Source organism: Planosporangium thailandense (genome assembly GCF_011947195.1).
In the GTDB taxonomy this organism is placed as follows: domain Bacteria; phylum Actinomycetota; class Actinomycetes; order Mycobacteriales; family Micromonosporaceae; genus Planosporangium; species Planosporangium thailandense.
Map to the genome: position 1 here is coordinate 1 of NZ_JAATVY010000004.1, position 18,354 is coordinate 18,354.

Sequence of the window (18,354 nt, forward strand, 5' to 3'; positions counted from 1 at the left end):
CGGTCGGCCGGTACAGGGGAGTGCGAAGGCGGCCGGTACTTCTGGTGTTCCGACCTGGTGATCGTGCCCGCGCCTGGCGTGCAAGCAATGCTCGACGCTGTCGAAGAGTTGGTCCGGTCGGGTGAGATCGATGTCGTGTGCAGTGAGGTTGTCGGCCCGACCGATGATGCGGCGGGGCTGAGTGACTAGCTGGGTGACAACGGGGAAGGACGCCGGTGGACACCCACGGACGTCAACGGACCGTTCGAGCAGCTCAGCGGGTAAGGAAGCGCAGTTCAACGAGCGTTGATCGTTGCTTGGGGGTCAAGGAGTCGTCGGTTGCGTGTCGCCCCGACCGGCCGAGGGTGAGTTCCGAGCATGGTGAAGGTCTACGGGCCATGCTTCCTCCAGACCAGGGAGTAGCGCCACAACAGATGCCGGCGGTAGCGGACACCGGGGAGTTGGCGGCGGGCGACCCGTCGCATCTGGCCGAAGGTCACTGGCGGCGGCCAGACCATGGGCGACGGATGTTGCCAGTGGGTCTTGCCGAGGCGGTAGGCACGGGACGCGATGGTGGCCGCCAGGTCGAGGGGCAGGCTCGCTGGTAGTTGCCCGCGTGCCAGTCCGATGATGGCGAGCGTGCCGCCGGGGCGAAGCAGCATCGCCATCCGGTTCAATGCGGTGGTGGCGTCCATGTGGTGCAGCGTGGCTACCGCGGTGACGAGGTCGAAGGCGTTGGGCTCAAAGTCATGGGTGAGGACATCGCCGAGGAGGTAGGTGATCCGGCCGTTCGGATCCTGCTTGCGGGCGTGGTCGATGCTGGTCCGGTCGAGGTCGATACCGGTTACGTGCGGGACGAGTTCGCGCAGCTGACGGGTCAGGGTGCCTTCGCCGCAGCCGACATCGAGTGCTTGTTGGCACCCATCCGGGACAGCCTGAAGGATCACCGGGTGATAGTGGATGTTGTGGTTCCAGCGCGAACGCTGGCCGACTTGGTCATCGATGGCGGGAACGTCAGCTGCGCCGTCGCCCGGTTGACGCCTCGCGGCCTCCATGGCGCACATAGCCGAATCGTGTCAGAGGTGCGCAAGGACCGCGAGAATCGGTGACGCGGCCCGTGCCGATGGGGAGGCCGACTTCGAGATCGAGTCCTGGCGGCGGTACAGCTGAGAAGTACAGCAACCGTGCCGGCCGAAGGTGGCTGGAGTCGGACCGAAGACGGCGGCTCACCTCGTGTACGACCGTAGTTGGCCTTACTGCCGATATTTGGCACGGAAGGGGTCACTGGCGGGGTGCCGGGGGCGAGGTGTACGGACTTCGCGTCGCACAAATTGATCTTCGAGTACTGAAGGCCGCGCCTGTCCGTGCCGGCGGTGGCCAGGTCACCACGGCACCGCCAGAGGCCAGGCGCGGTGGGCTCAGTCGTTGTCGGGTAGCGGTCGAGGCGCGGGTCCAGCGACGGCCAGTCGGATCAGGCGCCGGGCGCGCGGTAGTCGACGGTCTGCTTCACCGCTTGGTCGACTTCTGCCGGGGTCAGCAGCACCACCGTCTTGGTGGTGGCTCCACCGGCTGCGCCTACTGCGAAAGCGACGGCGGCGGCGGCTTTGTTGTCGGGCAGTTCGCAAATCAGATACACGTCGGGCTCGCCGAATCCGAAGTCGAACGACTCAAGTCGCCCGCCGACACTCTCGGCCGCCTTCCGGACCGCCTCGACTCGCCCGCTGCCCCCGTCCTTGCGCAGTCCGCGGAGTCCGTCGAGCGTGTAGGTCGACTGGATGAGGAATCTTGGCATCGCGATCACCCCCTCCAGCCGAGCGTAGCCGCCGGAGGCATTCCGGCCGAAACGTCCAAGCTGTGACAGACCCGCACCATTTGAGATTCCGACGACGGGGAAGGGGTCTTATGGCGCCGGCCGAGAGGCGTGAAGAGTCGAGCGCTGAGGGGCGGGACCGTCGACCCGACCTGCGGGCAGCGGGCCGACTCCGGGTCGCCACGAAGCGCGAGAACGGCCGGCCGGCGTGTAGCACCGGCTGTAGCAACGGCAGTGGACGATCACGGATCCGCGCGGTCGGCACGGGGCGTTGTTCCGACTCCACGGACGGAAAGCGCGGCCACAGCGACAGTTGCCCGGAACTTACAAGCGGGGGTCGCTGGTTCGAACCCAGCCGCGCCCACCAGGTAGTACTCTCCGGATCGTGGCCCCGGCCAGGGGCCTGACATCCAGTTCTGACATCAGCCGGCCCCGCCGAACGCCTCGCCGAGGGACCGCAGCGCCTTCGTCTGCTCCTCCATGGCCGAGCGCGTAGATCGTCATGGTGACATTAATGTGGCTGTGGCCGGCGATCGCATGGCGATGTGCGGGGGACGGCCCGGCATTGCGCAGCACAGGCGACGGGATGACTCCTCGACGGGGCGCTTGAGCGGTACCACATCTACCGGCGTGCGCAGCTAACAGCGGATCAGATGAGGAAGAGTCCCCTGGTGATCGTCGCGGTACCGCCGACCAGGACCACTGAGCCTGCAAGGCCGGAACGGGTGTTGGCAGCGATGGTGGCAGGTTCGCCGAGCGAGTCGCCCATGTCGACGTCCAGCGTCGAGAAACCGCGGTCGGCGAGATGTGCGGCCAGGCAGGCGGTGCTGTTGGCGTTGGCAATGTCTTCGGGGACACCGATCGAGGGGGCGAACATACGGGCCGCTGCGCGTCCATCTGGTGACGGTGTGCTGTAGACGTAGCAGCCCAGCAATCCCGACCGGTCGCAAGCCTCCCGTAAGCGGAGCATGTTGGGCGTCAGATCCGCCAGGATCCCACGATCAGAGACTTGCACCAGCATCCGGGGCCGTCCCACTGAAGCGATGTGGCACCGTGCCGACGCCTCCCCAGCATCAATGTTCAATGCGGATAGGACGGGTTCGCGCTCTGCCGTGGTGGGGGCGCGTAGTTCGACGGGCCCGGGATCGAAAACAGCGTTGTATCCGCCATCACGGGCGGTGGCCTCGCCGAGGAAGGTCCGGCCACCAGACCGCAGAACAGCCTTGTACTCCCGCATCCGGGCACGTGCGGCGAGCACCGCTAGCGCGGCCACAGTGCCGTGTCCGCAGGCGGGCAACTCTCCGGTGGCGGTGAAGAAACGCAGCGACACGGTCGGACGGTCGGGCCCGTGTTCCTCGGTCGAGATAAACACGACATGCGATGTGCCGGCCGCGACCGGCACTGCACGACGCTCGGCATCGCTCAAAGCCGTCTCATCGACCACTGCAGTTGGACTCCCGCCTCGCCCAGCGCGCTGGCAGGCGTGGACGATCGTAACGTGGAGACTCATGAATACGGGAGGCTAGCAACAAGAGAGCGGATTTAGCTGACATCTACGGCTGACATCAACCGTGGCGGTTGATCGCGGACCAGCCTGGACTGATGGAGCCGTCAGCTTGGACGTGAGGGATCTCGGCGGACGCTGCGGATCACGTCAGAAGAGCCTTACAAGCGGGGGTCGCTGGTTCGAACTCAGCCGCGCCCACCACGGTTCAGCAGGTCTTTCACTCCGGGGAAGACCGCAACGGAGATCATCTGTAGCAGCGCCTGTAGCAATGGCAGCTCAGTCGAGGTGGTCGTCAAGGCTGCCCTGCCGGGCCGCGCAAGCTCCGCCGCTTGGGCGTCGTGATCGCCCGGCCGACGGCTGGCCGGGAGATCACGCCAACGCCCAGCGGCACGTCGCAGACAGCAGACAGCAAGCGGGCCGCCGACGTACGACAGCGCCGAGGGCACCTGATCGGGGCGGGCCGGCCCGACGGCGAGCTGGGCGCGCGGCGGGCAGCCACGCCGCGCCGTAGCGCGGGTCATGGTCCGCAGTGGGCGGGTGGTCGGCGTGGGCGTCCCACGGTGCCTGATCGTCCACGCCACCTGCCCGGCCTCCAGGACGCGTCGCGTCGGCTGCGCCGATGGCCTGCGGCCACCCTGGACCCCGGCCGGGCGTCGAGGATCTTGGCACCTATCCGGGGGACGGGGAGCAGTGCGGCGAGCAGGACGGCGCCTGCTCGTGTCGTAAGGTGCCCGGCATGCGTCGCCTCTACTTCGGGTCCAACTGGCGCAGCCGGCGGATGGAGTCATGCCTGGCAAGTCGGGTGAGAATAGCGGTAGTTGCGTCCGGGATATCTACTTTCAGAGACTTGACTGCTGATCTCCCAATCTTCCAGCCAGCGAACATGAGGATCCATGCTGGTACCAAGCTGGCGTGGTTGAGGAAAGTCGGGTTCTGGTTGGTCGTCATCATGCGGACGCCGCCGATCGCGACTGCCAATAATCCGACGGCAAACCCGGCGAGCGACAGCCGCTCACCTCGCACGAGGGACGGATAGCAACGGTGCCCGCGAATCCGTTCCGACAAATCGTGGTCGGCTGTCGCCACGGCTCCTCCGATGCCGCAGATAATTCCCGCCGAGCTGGTGGCGCCCCGACGGCGTCCCGGCAACGCATGTCACCAGAACGATGATCTTAATAGCACCTTCGCCCGGCTGTAGCCAGAGCGAAGGTCCGCCGCGGCCAACCGGGCAGCCAAGTCGCTGGACGACGGTGGACATCAGCGAAGTCCGTTAGGCGTCGACGACGATTACGACCACGCAGGTCCAGAAACCGCTGCCGACACATGACGCCCACACCGAGGAGTCGTCTGAAGCGCAGCCCGTACAGCAGCGAAGTACAGCAACCGACGGCACCGCACGAGACCATGAGGAACCGCAACAGCCCGTCTGGCCTCCGACGGGACCTCATGGGACCAGATTGCCCGTAGCTCACACCGACTTGTGTGATGGGTGGCAGGAGATCAGGGTCTGCAGCCAGGATCTTCGAGGTGGTGGCCGGGGTCGCTCGGTTCACACCTGCCGAAGCGATCAGTTGCTCGGGGTGACAGCAACGCTGGCTGTAACCGAGGTGGTCAACCTCGGTCGGCGCAGTCCTGATCGGGCGGTTCGCCGCACCTCGGGGCCGGCATCGGGCGTACGAGTCCGTCGGGCGCGGGGACGCTGAAAGTATCCAGAAGGGCTGTCGTGGGTCCGCGTAGCCTGACACCGTGCTGATCAAGTTGATGGGCGATTACAGCTGCTGGCCCTTGTGGATTCGCGACGAAGACGACGGGGTCTTCTACCCGCGTGATCCTGCCACGCTCGGGCTGGGCGCCAGCCTCATCGGACGGTTGGCGGCGTGGCAGCAATGGCACGAATCCATGGTCAACGTCGCCGACCCTAACGACAGCAGGCCTGTCACCGAGGCCGAGTGGGAAGCCTTCGCCAACGAGGGCCGCCTACTGGCGGCGCGGGTCGCTGAAGAGCTTCCTCACGCAACTGCCTGGTTTTACCAGGATCCCCAGCCGCATTCTGAAGTAGACGCCCTCAGGCGACGTCGAGCGGTGGGTGACTAACTGGGTGACGACGGGGACGGACATCGGCGGACGGCCACGGACCTTGGTGGACCTTTGTCGCAGGTCGAGCTGCAGGGAGCCGCAGGCCTAGCGACCGTGATCGTTGCCTCGGGTCCAGGGGTCGTTGGCCGCGGTCATCGCAGCGCCTGACTACGGTCGTCGTGCCATCATCGCCTCGTGAGTAACGACTCCAGGTGGACGCATGAGTTGGATGGCGCGACGGTCCAGTTCATGCCGGGGAAAGACAATGACCCGGAAACTGTGGAGAACACCGACGCGCACATCTATCTCCGCGACAGCACGCACCGGTACGCCACGTTCATGACCACGAACGAGATCGCTCGCGTTCTTCAACGGTGGGCCGATACGGGGGAGGGTGGAGGTGGTCGGTACTTCTGGTGTTCCGACCTGGTGATCGTTCCGAGGCCGGGGGTGCAAGCGATGCTTGACGCTGTCCAGGAGCTGGTTCGCTCGGGCGAGATCGCCGTTACATGCAGCGAGGTTATGGGTACGGGAGATGACGCAGCGCACGCCAGCAAGCCGTGATCGTTGCCTAGGCATCAGGGCCCGCACCTGTAGCAGCGCCTGTAGCAACGACGGCGGACCGCCACAGAAAGCGGTGGACCGGCTAAGCGATCGGCGCGAACCCACGGACATGCGCAGTGCCGACGAGGACAGGTGCCCGGAACTTACAAGCGGGGGTCGCTGGTTCGAACCCAGCCGCGCCCATACCTGATGGCCTGGGTATCTCCCCGGGTCATCGTTTGTTTTCCGCGATCTTTGCCATCGTCTGTCGTTGACCTCCGACGCCCCGGTTGACCGTGGTTCGCCGGAGGATGTCGCACGCGGAGCGCACGGACGACGCGGTGAGCGGGTCAGTTCCCGTCTCGGAGCCGCGATCGCGCTTGGTTGACCAGCTCCTGGTGCTCGGGGGAGAGCGGCTCGACGAGCGCCCGTTCGAGCCACAAGGGAACTGGGTGTAGTGGTGCTCGGTCGTGTTCCGCGCGGCCCGGGCCGGCGCGCCGCAGCGGAAGGCGAGAGGCGCGCCGTGCCCTGGCCGTGACGGTCGTAGCTGGCCACAGTAGGCGGAGATGGTCGCCGAGCGGGCGACGACGACGGGGCGGATTGAAGAAATTGATAGCGATGTGTGACTGGTCGACTCTGGCCCCGGTTCGGTGGCCTGCCGGCGTTATGGGTGGGCGGCCCGTCGAGGCACGGCTAATGTGCGACCATGGGGCCCGACGTGCCGAAGGTGATCAAGCTTGTTGCCAAGTCTGATCTTGTTGCGCTGAGCGAGAAGGCGCGTGCGCTGCATCTGGGCGTTGGTCGGCGTGCCGATTGGTTGACTGAGTATGTTGCAGAATCCTCGAACGGAGCGCTCTGGGCGATCCTTCAAGAAAGCCATCCACAGCGGTGTTACCGGTGCCAGATCGTGATCAGGCGCAGCGGCGACGGGATCGAGAACTTCCTGCTCGATGTGCTGCCCGACGACTTCGAGCAACTGCCAAATCTGCCTGAGGAACGCTTGGTGCAGCTCACTCGATGGGCGTTGAGCCACGTTCCAGTTAGCCCGCTACCGGCCGAGTACCTGGCGGAGTGGGACAGGGCCGCGCCCGGATGTGCGACCGTCGAGAAGTCGAAGTCGCGCTAAACCGGGGAACGAAAGCTCCTTGAGGGCCTGCCCCACCCGGACGATTTGGATGGTCACTTCATGGTCGATCCTCGAAGTTCGGCTTCTACGCTACGGACTGCTACCGCCTGCTCGGTGAGAACAACCTGGCCGAGATGTACGCCCACGAGATCATGAGAGTAGGTTTCGTCAATGGCATGTCGTATCAGTGAGCTCGTGCTCGGTTGCCGCGACCCCGAGGTGCTGGCGCGGTTCTGGTGCGAGGTCCTGGACTTCGTAGTGCTCGATCGCGAAGCGGACGGCAGTCTCGAGATCGGGCCGCGCGAAGGGTTCGGTGGCCCGCAGCCGACGATCATCCTCAGCCGCAGGGACAAGCCGGAGCAGGGGAAGCCCCGGCTGCACATCGACGTCAACGCCACCGACCGCGATCAGGACGCCGAGCTCGAACGCCTCCTGAAGCTCGGGGCGCGCCCGGCCGACATCGGTCAGACCGGCGAGGAGCCCTGGCACGTTCTTGCCGACCCCGAGGGCAATGAGTTCTGCCTGCTCAAGGCCCGCCTCAACCCGCTCTGACGGCTCTGTGTCCCCCGGTGCGGCCCTAGTCGAAGGTCCTGCCGAACGCGTGCGCCCGATTCAGTACGCGATCGATCGCGGCTCGGATCTCGTTCGAAGCGGCGGTGATCGCCCGAGAGACGTTGTGGTCTTGGCCGTAACGTTCCCGGATCTCGACTAGGCGTGCGTCGAAGGTCACCGGCAGGCCAACTGGGCTGGTGGTCATGTCGCAGTACCAGACACCATTGCGGGCAAGCGAGTCTTCATCGGGGAACTCGGAGCCTCAGCCCGCGTGCGATCATCACGCATACTCGTTCAGGCGGGAGGACCGTATGCGCGTCACACGCATCATCGCCGACCTTCGGGTGGCGGACGTCGAGGCGGCGAAGAGCTTCTACACCCACTACCTCGGCCTGAGCACGGAGGAGTTCAACATGGGCTGGGTGGCGCGCTACACCTCCCCGGATACCGGTGCGAATGTCCAGCTCGTGACGCGCGATGCTGCGGCTCCCGAGGATCCGGTCATCTCCGTGCTCACGGAGGACGTGGACGGTGCCTATGCAGAGGCGCAGGAACTCGGCTACGAGATCGTGCACCCGCTGACCACGGAGCCATGGGGTGTGCGTCGGTTCTTCGTCCGCGCGCCGGACGGCACCGTGATCAACGTCGTGCGCCACCGCGACTGAGATAGCGCCGCGGCGTGCGGTCAGGGGCGGGGCGGCCACGGTTGGCTAGCGTGACCAGCCGGTGCCGTCGACCCGCCAGCGTGTAGCGGCGGCTGTAGCGACGGCAGTGGACGATCACGGATCCACATGGGCGGCACGGGCCGTTGTAGCGAGCCCATGAACGGAGAGTGGGGCCGCAGGGACAGTTGTCCGGAACTTGCAAGCGGGGGTCGCTGGTTCGAACCCAGCCGCGCCCACACCTGATGGCCTGGGTATCTCCCCAGGTCATCGTTTGTATTCCGCGATCTTTGCCATCATCTGTCGTTGACCTCCGACGCCCCGGTTGACCGTGGTTCGCCGGAGGATGTCGCACGCGGAGCGCACGGACGACGCGGTGAGCGGATCAGTTCCCGTCTCGGAGCCGCGATCGCGCTTGGTTGACCAGCTCCTGGTGCTCGGGGGAGAGCGGCTCGACGAGCGCCCGTTCGAGAAGGCAAGTGAGGTTCCACAGCGCTCGCTGCTCGGCCTGGTCCACGACCAGGTCGCCGAAGTCGTTGGTCGCCTCGTCGGTGCGGGACAACCATTCGAACAGAACCAGCGCCTCGTCGCGGCTGAGCCTGACTACGAGCTCGTCTTGATCCACGTCCGGCAGTCTACGTACCGTGCGGTGGGCGGACCGCAGAAGAGATGATCCCGGTCGGGTGAGGCGGAAGAATGCCGTCAGCCATTGCCGACCGAGATCGTTCTGCCGTCATCTCTGCATGTCAGGAGCTGTTCGGCGTTATTGGTTGCGAACGGCTGTCAGCGCTGCCGCTGACGTTCTGCTGACTGCCATACGGCGTGCAAGCAGGCAAGTTAGCATCCGGTGTGACTTCGATACAGGTGGGCGACGTCAGCGAGACGGCCGACGGACTGTACGCGGTGTCAATATGGCCCGCCTCGGCGGCAATGCTCGCGCAGGCACCCGATCCCGCTGCCGGCCCTGTGGTGGTCGAGGGCTATCTCGCCGCGGGCTCCGGCTGGACCAAGTTGCGTCTGCCGTTCTTCGGAATCCCAGGTGACGAGCTGCAGCAGCTCACGGTGCGCCGCATGAGCCTCGATCTGCTGCTGTCGCCCAGCGAGTTCGCGCAGCTCGCTCCGAGGCTGGAAGGCACGAGGGTGGCGGGCCTTGAGTTCTGGCAGACCTACCGCGACCAAGTGCCTCAACACGCCAGCCTCAGCGACAAGCAGGGCAAGGCTCGCCGAGCTGCGTTCATCGGCCTGGACGTGGCAATTGCGGTGCAGTTGCCCCACGACGGTGAAGTCGCAGTCCTGGCCGCGCCGACAGCAGTTCGCGTCCAGGCGGCATTGAAGCGAATCATGGATGCGAGCGACTCCGTCTGAGCCGGTATGTCAGCCAAGCGCGCGTACCGTCAGTTAGGGAAGACCGGAGATCATTGCCCCGAGATGCCGGAACGCCTGCTCGCTGGCTCGGTCGAACTGACCGCTCGTGAGCGTTCATGACCAGGGGCGGACACGATTACTGGCACGCCGACGGCACGCCGGCCGAGAGGCGTGGAGATTGACCATCGGGGGACGGGTGCGGCCGGCCGGCGCGTGCGAGGCGGGCCGGAGGTCCAGAGCGTCGGCCGGGTCAGCGACTGACCATCGCAGGATCAAGCACCGGGTGCGCGGTAGTCGACGCGCTGCTGGACGGCCTGGTCGACCTCTGCCGGGGTCAGCAAGGCCACGGTCTTGGTGGTGACTCCGCCGGATGCGCCGATCGCGAGAGCGACGGCGGCGGCGGCTTTGTTGTCGGGCAGTTCGCAGATCACGTACGTGTCGGGCTCGCCGAACGCGAAGTCGTATGACTCAAGACGCCCGCCGACGCTTTCGGCCATCCGCCGGAGCGCCTCGACGCGCCCGCTGCCCCCGTCCTTGAGCAGCCCGCGGAGTCCGTCGAGCGTGAACGTACCCTGGATGAGGAATCTTGGCATGGAGATCACCTCCTTCCAATCAAGCGTAGTTGCGGGAGACGTGCCCGACACCATGTCTCGACGTGCGGCAGGATCCCCTCAATGAGGTGATGTCGACGGCGGGAACGAGTGGTAGTGGCTCACCGTGGCAGCGACAAATCCACTGTCATCCGTAACCGCGGCACTACGACGGGGCCGGGCAGTGGCTGTACACCACCGAAGCGCAGCGATCTGCCTGCCGGTAATCGACACGGAAGAGGTCGCTGGACCCGGCTATGCGCGCCGGATGCTCGCGGTTATCTGGCGGGCGCGTGCCTCGCCCATGAAGTCGCGGCCGAACATGGACAGCAGCATGGCGAGGCAGAGCCCGGTATCGAAGGGCATGAGGACGAACGCGAGGCAGCCGATCGGAACGACGACCCGGGGCATCCAAGCTCGACCGATGACGGGAGCCTTGGCGACTGCCCGTAGGCCGTAGCCGAACCCGAGCACCGCGGTCAGGTCGTAGAGTACGGCCAGGACGACACCGAGCGGGCCGTGCCCGGTGCCCTCCAGGATGCCGAGCGTGAACGCGACGGCGAAGGCGCCAACGAAGATGGTGAGGAACACAAACAGAACGACCGCGCCAATTCGGCGACGCCAGTAGGCCGGGCCTCGCTGCTGCCACGTCGTGCCCAGGAACGGTACTGGTACGACGCCGCCGTTCATCTGTGCCTGAGCACGCAGGCGCAGCAGTTGAGGATCATCCTCGGCTGTTCCCCGGCGTGGTTGCTTGCTCACGGTTCGCTCCATCAGAACAGGTTCTTCACGCCGTGCCAGAGACTCTTGGCCGCGTCCACTGGGTGCTGCACGTCGCTTTCGACTTTCTTGAACATGCCGTATCCGTCGTTTTCCCAGGTCGCCTTGGTGGTGTCCCACAGCCCCTCGGCGGTACCGACGGCGACGCCGTCCTCGTGGATGTGCTCGGTCCAGTGCCCCTCATGGGCGGCCTCGTAGGTCCAGGCGCCCACGCCGTAGCTGACTGCCGGAGCCAGGAACGGCCCGGCCCCAGGAATGCAGTCGGTGGCCAGGCCGGCGCCGATCGCCGCGGCGTTGGAGCCGCCGTCGGCGATGATCGCGTGCGTCCAGGACCAGCCTTTTTCGTGGTCCTCCTTGGCCTGCGCCCAGGTCGCGAAGGCGCCGACGACGATGTCGACGGCAGGTAGCCCGTCGAGCACGCGGGAGAGCTTGCTGCCGTCGGAGAGCACACCCATGCTGTCGGCGATGTCGCCGACCGAGCTGCCCAGTAGCCGACCGGCCTTGAACCGGTCGGCGAACTTCTCGGCGACCTCGGCGTCGGTCTGCAGCAGCTTGCGCTCGGCGCGCATCTGCTTGAGTTGTTCGGTCAGCTCGGCCTTGGCCTTGCTGCCGGCGGTGGAGTGCTTGCGCTCGTACTGGGTGGCCTTGTACCTGCGGTTGAACTCGTCGAGCTCGCCCTGGGCGATCTCGGACAGCTCGTTGGGCAGGGCGTAGTAGCCCTTCAGCGCAGCGGCGAGGGCGGCGGCGTCGGCGGCCTTGAGGAACGAGGTCCCGTCTCCGTGAATCGCTGCGGCGATGTCGTGCAGCTCCTCGATGGCGGTTTCGCGCGCCTGTTTCGCGGCCTCGAACGCCGCTTGGGCCGCGACCGAGAACTGCGTGGCGGCGTCGGCGGCCGGTCCGACGTAGGGGCCGTTGATCGGCTGGTCGTCGGCTGTGAACGGCATGCCGGCGGCCTTGGCCGCTGCGACCGCGTGGTCGAGTTGGCGCTGTGCGGTGTCCAGGGCGTCGGCCAGCTCGGCGAGGCAGCGGCCGGCGATGCGGGTGCAGCTGGCTATCTCCACCAGCGCGGCGGCGTCCTGCTCCCAGGCACCCTTGAACTCCTCGGCGGCCGCGCCGCTCCACCCGGCGTCGCCGACGAGCTGGTCGACCCGCTTGCTCAGGTACTCGCCGGTGTCGCTGACTTCGCCGACGACGCCGGTCAGGGAGGCGGCGACGGCCCGCAGGCCGCCGATGTCACCACCGATGCGCACTGATGTCCTCCGTCGGTGGTCGGTTACGCCTGGGCGATCAACTTGTTGTAGAGCGCCACCACGTCGGAGTCGTCCTCCTTGTAGCCGTCGTGGCACTTCCTGAGCTTGTCGGCGTGCTCGCCCATCGCCTTGGTCAGCGCCGCGTTACCCGCGCCGAGCAGGGCGAGTACCGCGGTGATCCCCGCGTTGAGCGTGTCGTCGCCGCCGTCGACCGGGTCCGGGGACATTCGCCGGCGCAGCTTGGCGAAGTCGGTTGACTCGGTGGCGAACGCTTCCGCCATCGCGGCCAGGTCGCCCAGCACCACCTGGTACCCGGCGCTCATGACATCACCTGCGCCGCGTCGGCGAGCCGGTCGGCCGACCACTGCGATACGTCGTCGGCGTAGCGGGGATCGACCTGTACCCGGTAGACGCCCTGCACGCGCAGCCACGTGACGTAGGAGTACATCGGCATGCTGATCCACGGCTGGTACTCACCGAGCGTGTCGACCAGCGCCTGTGGGCTGGTGAACGCCAACCCGACCCGCTCGTCACTGTCACGGAGTCGGCGCAGCTCGATCGCGGGCTCGCGCTCAGAGCCGTCGCGTAACGGCCGCGCCGGCACGTACACCAGATCACCGTCCGCTGGCAGATCCATAGCATGCCTCCCCGTTCCTACCTGCGGGGAGGCTACCAACAACCGTCCATGCCGGACTGTCCCTGCGGACTGAAATAGACTGGCCGGCGGCGGGCCGAGGCGTATCCAAACCTGTAGCCAAGACCGGTTGGGTCGAACCACGACGCGTGTAATGCCGTGAAGCGCCGATTCGAGGTTGAGGACGGCCGGGCCGGCAAGCCGCACCGCGTTACCGCTGCATCCGAGCCAGGTGCTCTGCGCAACCGAGCCGGGTCACGCCGTTAGTGCGATCGATGAAAGGGCGCCCGCAGCGGGTACACCGCTTGAGGCGGTGCCAACCGCCGGAAACGACCAGGATGGCCAACGCGGTGACCGCCTCGGCGAGCGGGTCACGGCTGATGACGACGATGTGCCATCGTCCATGACGGCCGACGAGCTGCGGTGTGGCACCCGTCAACATCAGCGCTCGGTTGAGCCGGTGAGCGGCGGCTGGCTCGTCTGGCAGTACCGAGCAGACGTCGGCGAGGGCGGTTGACAGTAGTGCCTCAGCGTTGCACAGGCCGGGATCAAGCATCCGGTACGGCGGCATCACCCCACGCCAGAGGCCGTCACTCCTCGGCAATGAGCACACCCATCGACCTTGCCGTGCCGGCGACCTGTCTCATGGCCGCCTCCACATCGTCGGTATTGAGGTCGGGCAGCTTGCGCTCGGCGATTTCGCGTAACTGCCGGCGGGACATCTTCGCCACCGTTTGCGAGCCGGGTTGTGCCGACCCGCCGGACAGCCCCAGCATCTTACGGATGAGGTACGCCGTCGGCGGCGTCTTGTACCGCAGCGCGAATGAACGATCTTCGAAGACGGTCACCACGACGGGCACGACATCCCCGCGCTGGGTGGCGGTGGCCGCGTCGTAGTCGAGCTTCAGCTGCCGGGTGTTTATGCCGGTAGGGCCGAGCATCTTGCCGATGTCGACCATGGCCGCGTTGCCGGCCTCAAGCTCCAGAGTGACTGTGCGTGAGATCTTCTTCTGGATTGCCATGCCGGCGACGCTAGGGACTGCCGTAACGAGAAGGTCAACCTGTGCGGCGCGGAGAACCTCGACGAATCAGCCACACAGCGGCGTCCGACCGGGGAACGGCGCGAAGCCGGTGAGGATGCGGCTTCACATCCAACCAGCGGATGTGAAGCCGCAGGCCAGCTGATGGTGATGGTTGCCTGGGGGCAAGGAGTCCGCTGGCGGCAACGCCACCGCAACAGCCGCACACCCTCAGCTGGCGCGATCCGCAAGCCGCTTCGTCAAGTCGACGCCTTCAGGCCTGTCAGTCTACTTACGCCCGTTCCATTCCGGTTTGCTCCTCAACAACAGGGCCCGGTCTTTGGCGTCGTCCTCGCGCCACGACCGCCCCCATGCCAGCAAGGCCACACCAGGAATCCAATATCCGATCAAGATCCCGGCAAACTTTGCTAGGTCAAGCCACCACGGTCCCCGGTACACCAGGTCGTCTCCGATCGACACGAACGGTGCGACGCCGAAGATGGCGGCCAGCGCCGGGCCGAACCGGCTTGGGCCAAAGAGTCGGATCGCAAGCGACAGAGATGCGCCGGTACGCCGTCTTACCCACCACCATCGGACCAGCAGCGCACCGATCGCCCAGAAGACAGTGAAGCTGAACGCGAACTCGAACCGGCTTCCGATGGCACCTTGGCTGAGGTGGGAGATCGGAAGGTACAGAAAACCCAGCCCAGCCAACAACCGCCAGTGGCGTCCCCAAAGCCCGGGCTCGCCCGTCTTCGGCGAACCAATCGTGCGCGGCTGGGGCGCGCCTATCCTTTGCCGGCCTGAGACCGCGGTGGCGTGAGTGCCAGGGGTCTCAGCGCTGATGAGCCGAGCGGGTGCGTTTACGGCCACCATCGACCCGTCGAGCTCGTATCGGAACAGGGCGATGCCGTGCTCGTCGGCGTAGGCGACTGCCGTGGAGGCGTAATCGCTGCCGGTAAAAAAGATCAGCTGCTTCTCGGATGCGTGGCCGCGCGCACCGAAGAGTTTCTGCAGTTCCGGCCGTCCCACGTGGGAGGCCTGATACTTCACCTGACCAAGCGCACGGGCCGCGCGGATGTCGACACCGCCGTCCGCGCCACCCGGCTTGGCCGCGGCATCCCGATATCCCCAGTACCGCATCCACGCGGCGGCGTTGTGCTCGGCATCCTGCCAGGACCGGATCAGGCGCGGTTCCGGCCTTGCCCCCAGGGGCGATCCGTTCGCGGTGCTACTCACGCTCGAAGTATCGCAGGCGAGATCGTCGCCGATTACTGGCGCGACGGCTCACACGATGGACGGGCGAGGGAACGGTTTCGGAGCCGCCCGGCCGTGCTGTGAGCCGCTACGGAGGTCCCGCGGTGCCGGCGACGAACGCGGTGACGGTGATCGGGATCGGCTGGCCGGTCGGTGTGGAGGCGGGGATGTCGACCGTCACCGGGATGCCGGTTTGGTTGCCCGGCACGACGACCCGCACCTGGGTGATCATGTAGAGGTGCGCGCCTCCTTCGTACGCGGTCGTGGTGCCGAGGGCGAAGGACGCCGCTCCGTGTGGTGGCAGTTCGATGCGCTGTGGCCCGGGGTCGGTGCGTTCGTAGATCGAGCCATCGGTGACCGTGGTCGGTAGGGTGCCCGTGGCCGTGGGCGCCGATTGTGGGTGTCCGGTGGCGGTGACTTTCGGGTAGTCGGTCAGCTGGCAGGGTGATCCCGCGGTGTTGGTCAGCGCGATGATGACGAACGGCTGGGAGGCCATCGAACCTTGCTTGGTGACTGCACCGGTTAGCTGATCTGCCCGGCACGCAGTGACCTGAGGTGGTGTGCTGGTGGTCGCCGTGCCCCCCGGCGACGCCGACGACGGTGTGGACGGATCGGGTGCCGGGGACGGCGGACCCGCTGTGGGCTGGACGCTTGCGCTGGCGGTCGGGTTCGGGGTGACGCCAACCGGCGTCGGCGTGTGGCGGCCGCCGGAGACGTAGGCGTACCCGGCTGCCGGGACGGCGATCGCGAGAGCGGTGAGTGCCGAGGCGGCGAGCACGCGGACGCGGCGGCGATGACGAACCGTGGCGCGTACCGCGGCCATGCCCGCTGGCCGTACCGATGCGGCCTCGCGGTGACGGAAGTCAGCGAACGCGGCGCTGATCGAGTCGTACTCGAGTTCACCCATGCCGGTACTCCATTCCAGTCTCGGCCAACAGTGCGGCGAGAGCAGTGCGGCCGCGGTGCAGCCAGACCCGCACGGTGCTTTCGGCGACGCCCTCCTGTTGGGCGATGTCCCTGGTGGTCAGGTCAGCGAGGTAGTGCAGGACCAGCGCCCGGCGTTGGGTCTCGGGCAGCTTGGCCAGCGCGGCGGTCAGCGCGACCCGATCGGGGCCCGGCCCCGGTACCGGCGCCTCGCGGTAGCGGCGGACGAAGTCCACGCCCGAGCGCAGCCGCCGCCACCGACTGGTGGCTAGGTTCCAGGCCACCCGGCGCACCCACGCGGCCGGGTCGTCGTACCTGCTGATTCGGTCCCATCGGGGCAGGGCCCTGCAGAACGCTTCCTGGACGACGTCCTGGGCGGCGGCAAGGTCGCCGGTATACGCGTAGAGCTGCAGCGTCAGCGTGTTGACGTTGGCGGCGTAGAACTCCTCGATGTCGCCAGCCGTCGTCGTGCTGGCGGAGGCGTCCCGGCGAGGTGGTGACGCGTTTGCGGGTGGGTCGCGGTGAGCGATCACTGAGCCTGCCTTCCCCGACTACGGCCGCACGCCGGCCGCTTGTGGACTACACGCGCCGGCGTAGGAGAGTGTTACAGCCGGTTTCGCCGCAGCGGGTGCGCCGCCAACGGAGGGGCGCCGGCCAGAGCACGCGACGCGCCAGCGGGGTGCCTTGACGAGCCGAGATGTCCTAAACGTACGGCCGCCCGCCGTCCAGGTCCCCGGTGATCCCGACTCTTCGGTTGTAGACGGGCAGGTCAGGCCAGTCACACCAGCGATCGATTGCCAGGGTGCCGTGGCCATGACGCACTGTCTTGCCGCGGTCCACGCTCGGATTTCGCAGCTCAGTTGGCGGACGGCTGCCGCGCATCGGAGCTTGGCTAGCTGCACTATTCGGGATGTGGCCGGCGATAGTAGTGATTGATGAATAGTCATACGTTGTCGGGTATGCATGGCTGGGGCGGGATCGTGTTCACGGCAGCGTTTCTCGTCGCACTGCTGCTGGCGCGGCTACCGGCGGCACGGCGGTACCGGCAGCGACGGTTGGAGCAGCACGAGGCGCGCAGGCGCAGGCGCCCGTAGGTTGCGGCTCAGGGGCGGCCAGTAGCTGATTCGGCGTTGTGCGGTTGCGGGCACTGATCGACATCTAGGCTGCGGCGATGCTGGATTTCCTGGTCGGGTTCGTGGCGCAGGTGGTGCTCGACGTGCTCGTCGACCGGGCGCAGCATTCGTTGGGCATGGCGGCGACTGGCGCGACGCGGGTAAGCGGGTGCCCCTTGACCTGTGGGGGCCGGAGTCATCCTGGCGCCTGCTGAAGGGCCGCCAGTCGGGCGCTGGCCCGGCGTTGCGCGGCACAGGCGACGGGACGACTCCTCGGGCCGGGTGTGAGGGGCAGGGGCGGAGGTCCGCTTCGGATTTCCGACCTCGACACCAACGCCTCGTCGAGCCGATCAGGTGCTCAGCAACGCGGTAGGTCGACAGGTATGTTGACGCCGCCGTGGACACGCTGACCGTGGCGGGCTTGCACGATGACCCCTCAGCGGTGCCGACGACGCCGTCCTCATGCAAAACGATGGTCGGTGCCGGAGTGCGCAACCTTCGGTCTGCGACCATCTGATCATGCAAGCAACCCGGCAGTACATTCGCGTGGCACGGTCGCCCTGGCGACGGGGCCTACTCGCGGTCAATGTGGCCGCGACCGGAGCGATCGTCGCGGTGCCGGTCCTGATCGTGATCGACCCCGCGTTCCGGGTGGATGCGGCCAGTGTTGCCATGGTGGCCGTCCTTGTGGCTATTGCGGTGTTCGCGGCCCTGTGGGTGCCGACTCATCTCCGGGCGATGATCACGCAGCCCCGTATCTGGCTCGACGGGGACTGTCTCGTTCTCCATGACCCAGCGCTGTTTCGACGCGACGAACCCATCAGCCGTGCGGATATTCGCTATGTTCGGCGGTTCGACGGCGATTGGGGAGAGAAGCTGCTCTCCTGTCGCCTCAGTCCATTTCGTGAGCGGGCCACCGTAGCCGTGCGGTTCGCCCATCCCCGACGATTCCCCGCAGCTCGTTTCAGCTTGTACAGCAACGCTGTTTGGAGCTATTCGCGCCGGCTCCTGCCGCCGATACCGTTGCCTATGGCGACGGTCAACTACAGCGGCTTCACCTTCCGGGCCGCCGACCAGGACGAGGCAATCGTGCTGTTGCGCTCATGGTTGGAGCGAGGTTAGACCACATCCCTGCCGGAGGCGGGTCCGTCATGGTGGCGCTCCGGCT

General features: G+C 66.7%; 23 protein-coding genes and 1 pseudogene. 9 read left to right on the top strand and 15 right to left on the bottom strand.

The genetic code is table 11. The features are described 5' to 3' along the window. A pseudogene (locus tag HC031_RS32445) lies at positions 1–189 on the top strand (hypothetical protein); the annotation flags it as partial. A 179-nt stretch (positions 190–368) separates the two neighbouring features. Here the strand turns inward: HC031_RS32445 and HC031_RS07640 are convergent. The 4 genes from HC031_RS07640 to HC031_RS07655 form a co-directional block, all read right to left on the bottom strand. Then, positions 369–1,043 carry a class I SAM-dependent methyltransferase gene (locus tag HC031_RS07640; protein WP_205862436.1) on the bottom strand — a complete coding sequence of 225 codons (675 nt, stop codon included), beginning with the start codon at positions 1,041–1,043 and terminating at the stop codon, positions 369–371. Between the two features lie 407 nt (positions 1,044–1,450). Continuing rightward, entirely contained in the window at positions 1,451–1,771 is a 321-nt protein-coding gene (locus HC031_RS07645; protein ID WP_167924844.1) for a GYD domain-containing protein, read from the bottom strand. A 667-nt stretch (positions 1,772–2,438) separates the two neighbouring features. Then, positions 2,439–3,299: a PhzF family phenazine biosynthesis protein gene (locus tag HC031_RS07650; RefSeq protein WP_167924518.1), complete on the bottom strand. Its 861-nt coding sequence runs from the start codon at positions 3,297–3,299 to the stop codon at positions 2,439–2,441. 744 nt (positions 3,300–4,043) lie between these two features. Then, positions 4,044–4,382, bottom strand: a complete 339-nt coding sequence (locus tag HC031_RS07655) for a hypothetical protein (protein ID WP_167924519.1) — start codon at positions 4,380–4,382, stop codon at positions 4,044–4,046. A gap of 660 nt (positions 4,383–5,042) precedes the next feature. Between HC031_RS07655 and HC031_RS07660 the strand changes: the two genes are divergently transcribed. The 4 genes from HC031_RS07660 (at position 5,043) to HC031_RS07675 (ending at position 7,593) form a co-directional block, all read left to right on the top strand. Further along, positions 5,043–5,390, top strand: coding sequence for a hypothetical protein (locus HC031_RS07660; RefSeq protein WP_167924520.1), 348 nt, complete (start codon positions 5,043–5,045; stop codon positions 5,388–5,390). A gap of 177 nt (positions 5,391–5,567) precedes the next feature. Beyond that, a complete protein-coding gene (locus HC031_RS07665; RefSeq protein WP_167924521.1) occupies positions 5,568–5,936 on the top strand; it encodes a hypothetical protein in 369 nt (122 codons plus the stop codon). A gap of 685 nt (positions 5,937–6,621) precedes the next feature. Then, positions 6,622–7,041 (top strand): hypothetical protein, encoded by a 420-nt coding sequence (locus HC031_RS07670; RefSeq protein WP_205862437.1) that lies wholly within the window; start codon positions 6,622–6,624, stop codon positions 7,039–7,041. Positions 7,042–7,212: 171 nt separating this feature from the next. After that, positions 7,213–7,593: a VOC family protein gene (locus HC031_RS07675; RefSeq protein ID WP_167924522.1), complete on the top strand. Its 381-nt coding sequence runs from the start codon at positions 7,213–7,215 to the stop codon at positions 7,591–7,593. 25 nt (positions 7,594–7,618) lie between these two features. Here the strand turns inward: HC031_RS07675 and HC031_RS07680 are convergent, their stop codons facing one another. Next, positions 7,619–7,798, bottom strand: a complete 180-nt coding sequence (locus HC031_RS07680) for a hypothetical protein (protein ID WP_205862438.1) — start codon at positions 7,796–7,798, stop codon at positions 7,619–7,621. Positions 7,799–7,904: 106 nt separating this feature from the next. Between HC031_RS07680 and HC031_RS07685 the strand changes: the two genes are divergently transcribed. Beyond that, complete coding sequence (locus HC031_RS07685) at positions 7,905–8,258, top strand: VOC family protein (protein ID WP_167924523.1); 354 nt, start codon at positions 7,905–7,907, stop codon at positions 8,256–8,258. 382 nt (positions 8,259–8,640) lie between these two features. On the opposite strand, the gene HC031_RS07690 is transcribed toward HC031_RS07685, so the two are convergent. Then, on the bottom strand, positions 8,641–8,880 hold the full coding sequence (locus HC031_RS07690) for a hypothetical protein (protein ID WP_167924524.1): 240 nt from the start codon (positions 8,878–8,880) through the stop codon (positions 8,641–8,643). A gap of 239 nt (positions 8,881–9,119) precedes the next feature. Here HC031_RS07690 and HC031_RS07695 point away from each other — a divergent pair, with 239 nt between their 5' ends. Next, entirely contained in the window at positions 9,120–9,620 is a 501-nt protein-coding gene (locus HC031_RS07695; RefSeq protein ID WP_167924525.1) for a hypothetical protein, read from the top strand. A gap of 272 nt (positions 9,621–9,892) precedes the next feature. On the opposite strand, the gene HC031_RS07700 is transcribed toward HC031_RS07695, so the two are convergent. The 9 genes from HC031_RS07700 to HC031_RS07740 form a co-directional block, all read right to left on the bottom strand. Beyond that, positions 9,893–10,213 carry a GYD domain-containing protein gene (locus HC031_RS07700; RefSeq protein WP_167924526.1) on the bottom strand — a complete coding sequence of 107 codons (321 nt, stop codon included), beginning with the start codon at positions 10,211–10,213 and terminating at the stop codon, positions 9,893–9,895. 252 nt (positions 10,214–10,465) lie between these two features. Beyond that, complete coding sequence (locus HC031_RS07705; RefSeq protein ID WP_167924527.1) at positions 10,466–10,984, bottom strand: hypothetical protein; 519 nt, start codon at positions 10,982–10,984, stop codon at positions 10,466–10,468. Beyond that, on the bottom strand, positions 10,984–12,240 hold the full coding sequence (locus HC031_RS07710) for a WXG100 family type VII secretion target (RefSeq protein ID WP_167924528.1): 1,257 nt from the start codon (positions 12,238–12,240) through the stop codon (positions 10,984–10,986). Before HC031_RS07710 ends, HC031_RS07705 begins: the two co-directional genes overlap by 1 nt. Before the next feature lie 23 nt (positions 12,241–12,263). Then, positions 12,264–12,563, bottom strand: a complete 300-nt coding sequence (locus HC031_RS07715) for a DUF6317 family protein (protein WP_167924529.1) — start codon at positions 12,561–12,563, stop codon at positions 12,264–12,266. Continuing rightward, on the bottom strand, positions 12,560–12,877 hold the full coding sequence (locus HC031_RS07720; RefSeq protein WP_167924530.1) for an SAV_915 family protein: 318 nt from the start codon (positions 12,875–12,877) through the stop codon (positions 12,560–12,562). The genes HC031_RS07715 and HC031_RS07720 overlap by 4 nt, the downstream gene beginning before the upstream one ends. A gap of 587 nt (positions 12,878–13,464) precedes the next feature. Beyond that, complete coding sequence (locus HC031_RS07725) at positions 13,465–13,896, bottom strand: uL11 family ribosomal protein (RefSeq protein ID WP_167924531.1); 432 nt, start codon at positions 13,894–13,896, stop codon at positions 13,465–13,467. Between the two features lie 285 nt (positions 13,897–14,181). Then, positions 14,182–15,132 carry a restriction endonuclease gene (locus tag HC031_RS07730; protein WP_205862439.1) on the bottom strand — a complete coding sequence of 317 codons (951 nt, stop codon included), beginning with the start codon at positions 15,130–15,132 and terminating at the stop codon, positions 14,182–14,184. 106 nt (positions 15,133–15,238) lie between these two features. Then, on the bottom strand, positions 15,239–16,057 hold the full coding sequence (locus tag HC031_RS07735) for a DUF4232 domain-containing protein (RefSeq protein WP_167924532.1): 819 nt from the start codon (positions 16,055–16,057) through the stop codon (positions 15,239–15,241). Next, on the bottom strand, positions 16,050–16,607 hold the full coding sequence (locus HC031_RS07740; protein WP_167924533.1) for a SigE family RNA polymerase sigma factor: 558 nt from the start codon (positions 16,605–16,607) through the stop codon (positions 16,050–16,052). The genes HC031_RS07735 and HC031_RS07740 overlap by 8 nt, the downstream gene beginning before the upstream one ends. A gap of 426 nt (positions 16,608–17,033) precedes the next feature. Here HC031_RS07740 and HC031_RS33825 point away from each other — a divergent pair, with 426 nt between their 5' ends. Further along, a complete protein-coding gene (locus HC031_RS33825) occupies positions 17,034–17,168 on the top strand; it encodes a hypothetical protein (RefSeq protein WP_277349651.1) in 135 nt (44 codons plus the stop codon). 537 nt (positions 17,169–17,705) lie between these two features. After that, positions 17,706–18,308: a hypothetical protein gene (locus tag HC031_RS07745; RefSeq protein ID WP_167924534.1), complete on the top strand. Its 603-nt coding sequence runs from the start codon at positions 17,706–17,708 to the stop codon at positions 18,306–18,308. Positions 18,309–18,354 lie beyond the last annotated feature (46 nt).

Bases quoted from the DNA above. Each gene is read 5' to 3' on its own strand.
- HC031_RS07640 (WP_205862436.1), bottom strand. From the start codon at position 1,043: ATGTGCGCCATGGAGGCCGCGAGGCGTCAACCGGGCGACGGCGCAGCT.
- HC031_RS07645 (WP_167924844.1), bottom strand. From the start codon at position 1,771: ATGCCAAGATTCCTCATCCAGTCGACCTACACGCTCGACGGACTCCGC.
- HC031_RS07650 (WP_167924518.1), bottom strand. From the start codon at position 3,299: ATGAGTCTCCACGTTACGATCGTCCACGCCTGCCAGCGCGCTGGGCGA.
- HC031_RS07670 (WP_205862437.1), top strand. From the start codon at position 6,622: ATGGGGCCCGACGTGCCGAAGGTGATCAAGCTTGTTGCCAAGTCTGAT.
- HC031_RS07675 (WP_167924522.1), top strand. From the start codon at position 7,213: ATGGCATGTCGTATCAGTGAGCTCGTGCTCGGTTGCCGCGACCCCGAG.
- HC031_RS07680 (WP_205862438.1), bottom strand. From the start codon at position 7,798: ATGACCACCAGCCCAGTTGGCCTGCCGGTGACCTTCGACGCACGCCTA.
- HC031_RS07685 (WP_167924523.1), top strand. From the start codon at position 7,905: ATGCGCGTCACACGCATCATCGCCGACCTTCGGGTGGCGGACGTCGAG.
- HC031_RS07700 (WP_167924526.1), bottom strand. From the start codon at position 10,213: ATGCCAAGATTCCTCATCCAGGGTACGTTCACGCTCGACGGACTCCGC.
- HC031_RS07705 (WP_167924527.1), bottom strand. From the start codon at position 10,984: ATGGAGCGAACCGTGAGCAAGCAACCACGCCGGGGAACAGCCGAGGAT.
- HC031_RS07715 (WP_167924529.1), bottom strand. From the start codon at position 12,563: ATGAGCGCCGGGTACCAGGTGGTGCTGGGCGACCTGGCCGCGATGGCG.
- HC031_RS07720 (WP_167924530.1), bottom strand. From the start codon at position 12,877: ATGGATCTGCCAGCGGACGGTGATCTGGTGTACGTGCCGGCGCGGCCG.
- HC031_RS07725 (WP_167924531.1), bottom strand. From the start codon at position 13,896: ATGGCAATCCAGAAGAAGATCTCACGCACAGTCACTCTGGAGCTTGAG.
- HC031_RS07735 (WP_167924532.1), bottom strand. From the start codon at position 16,057: ATGGGTGAACTCGAGTACGACTCGATCAGCGCCGCGTTCGCTGACTTC.
- HC031_RS33825 (WP_277349651.1), top strand. From the start codon at position 17,034: ATGCATGGCTGGGGCGGGATCGTGTTCACGGCAGCGTTTCTCGTCGCA.
- HC031_RS07745 (WP_167924534.1), top strand. From the start codon at position 17,706: ATGCAAGCAACCCGGCAGTACATTCGCGTGGCACGGTCGCCCTGGCGA.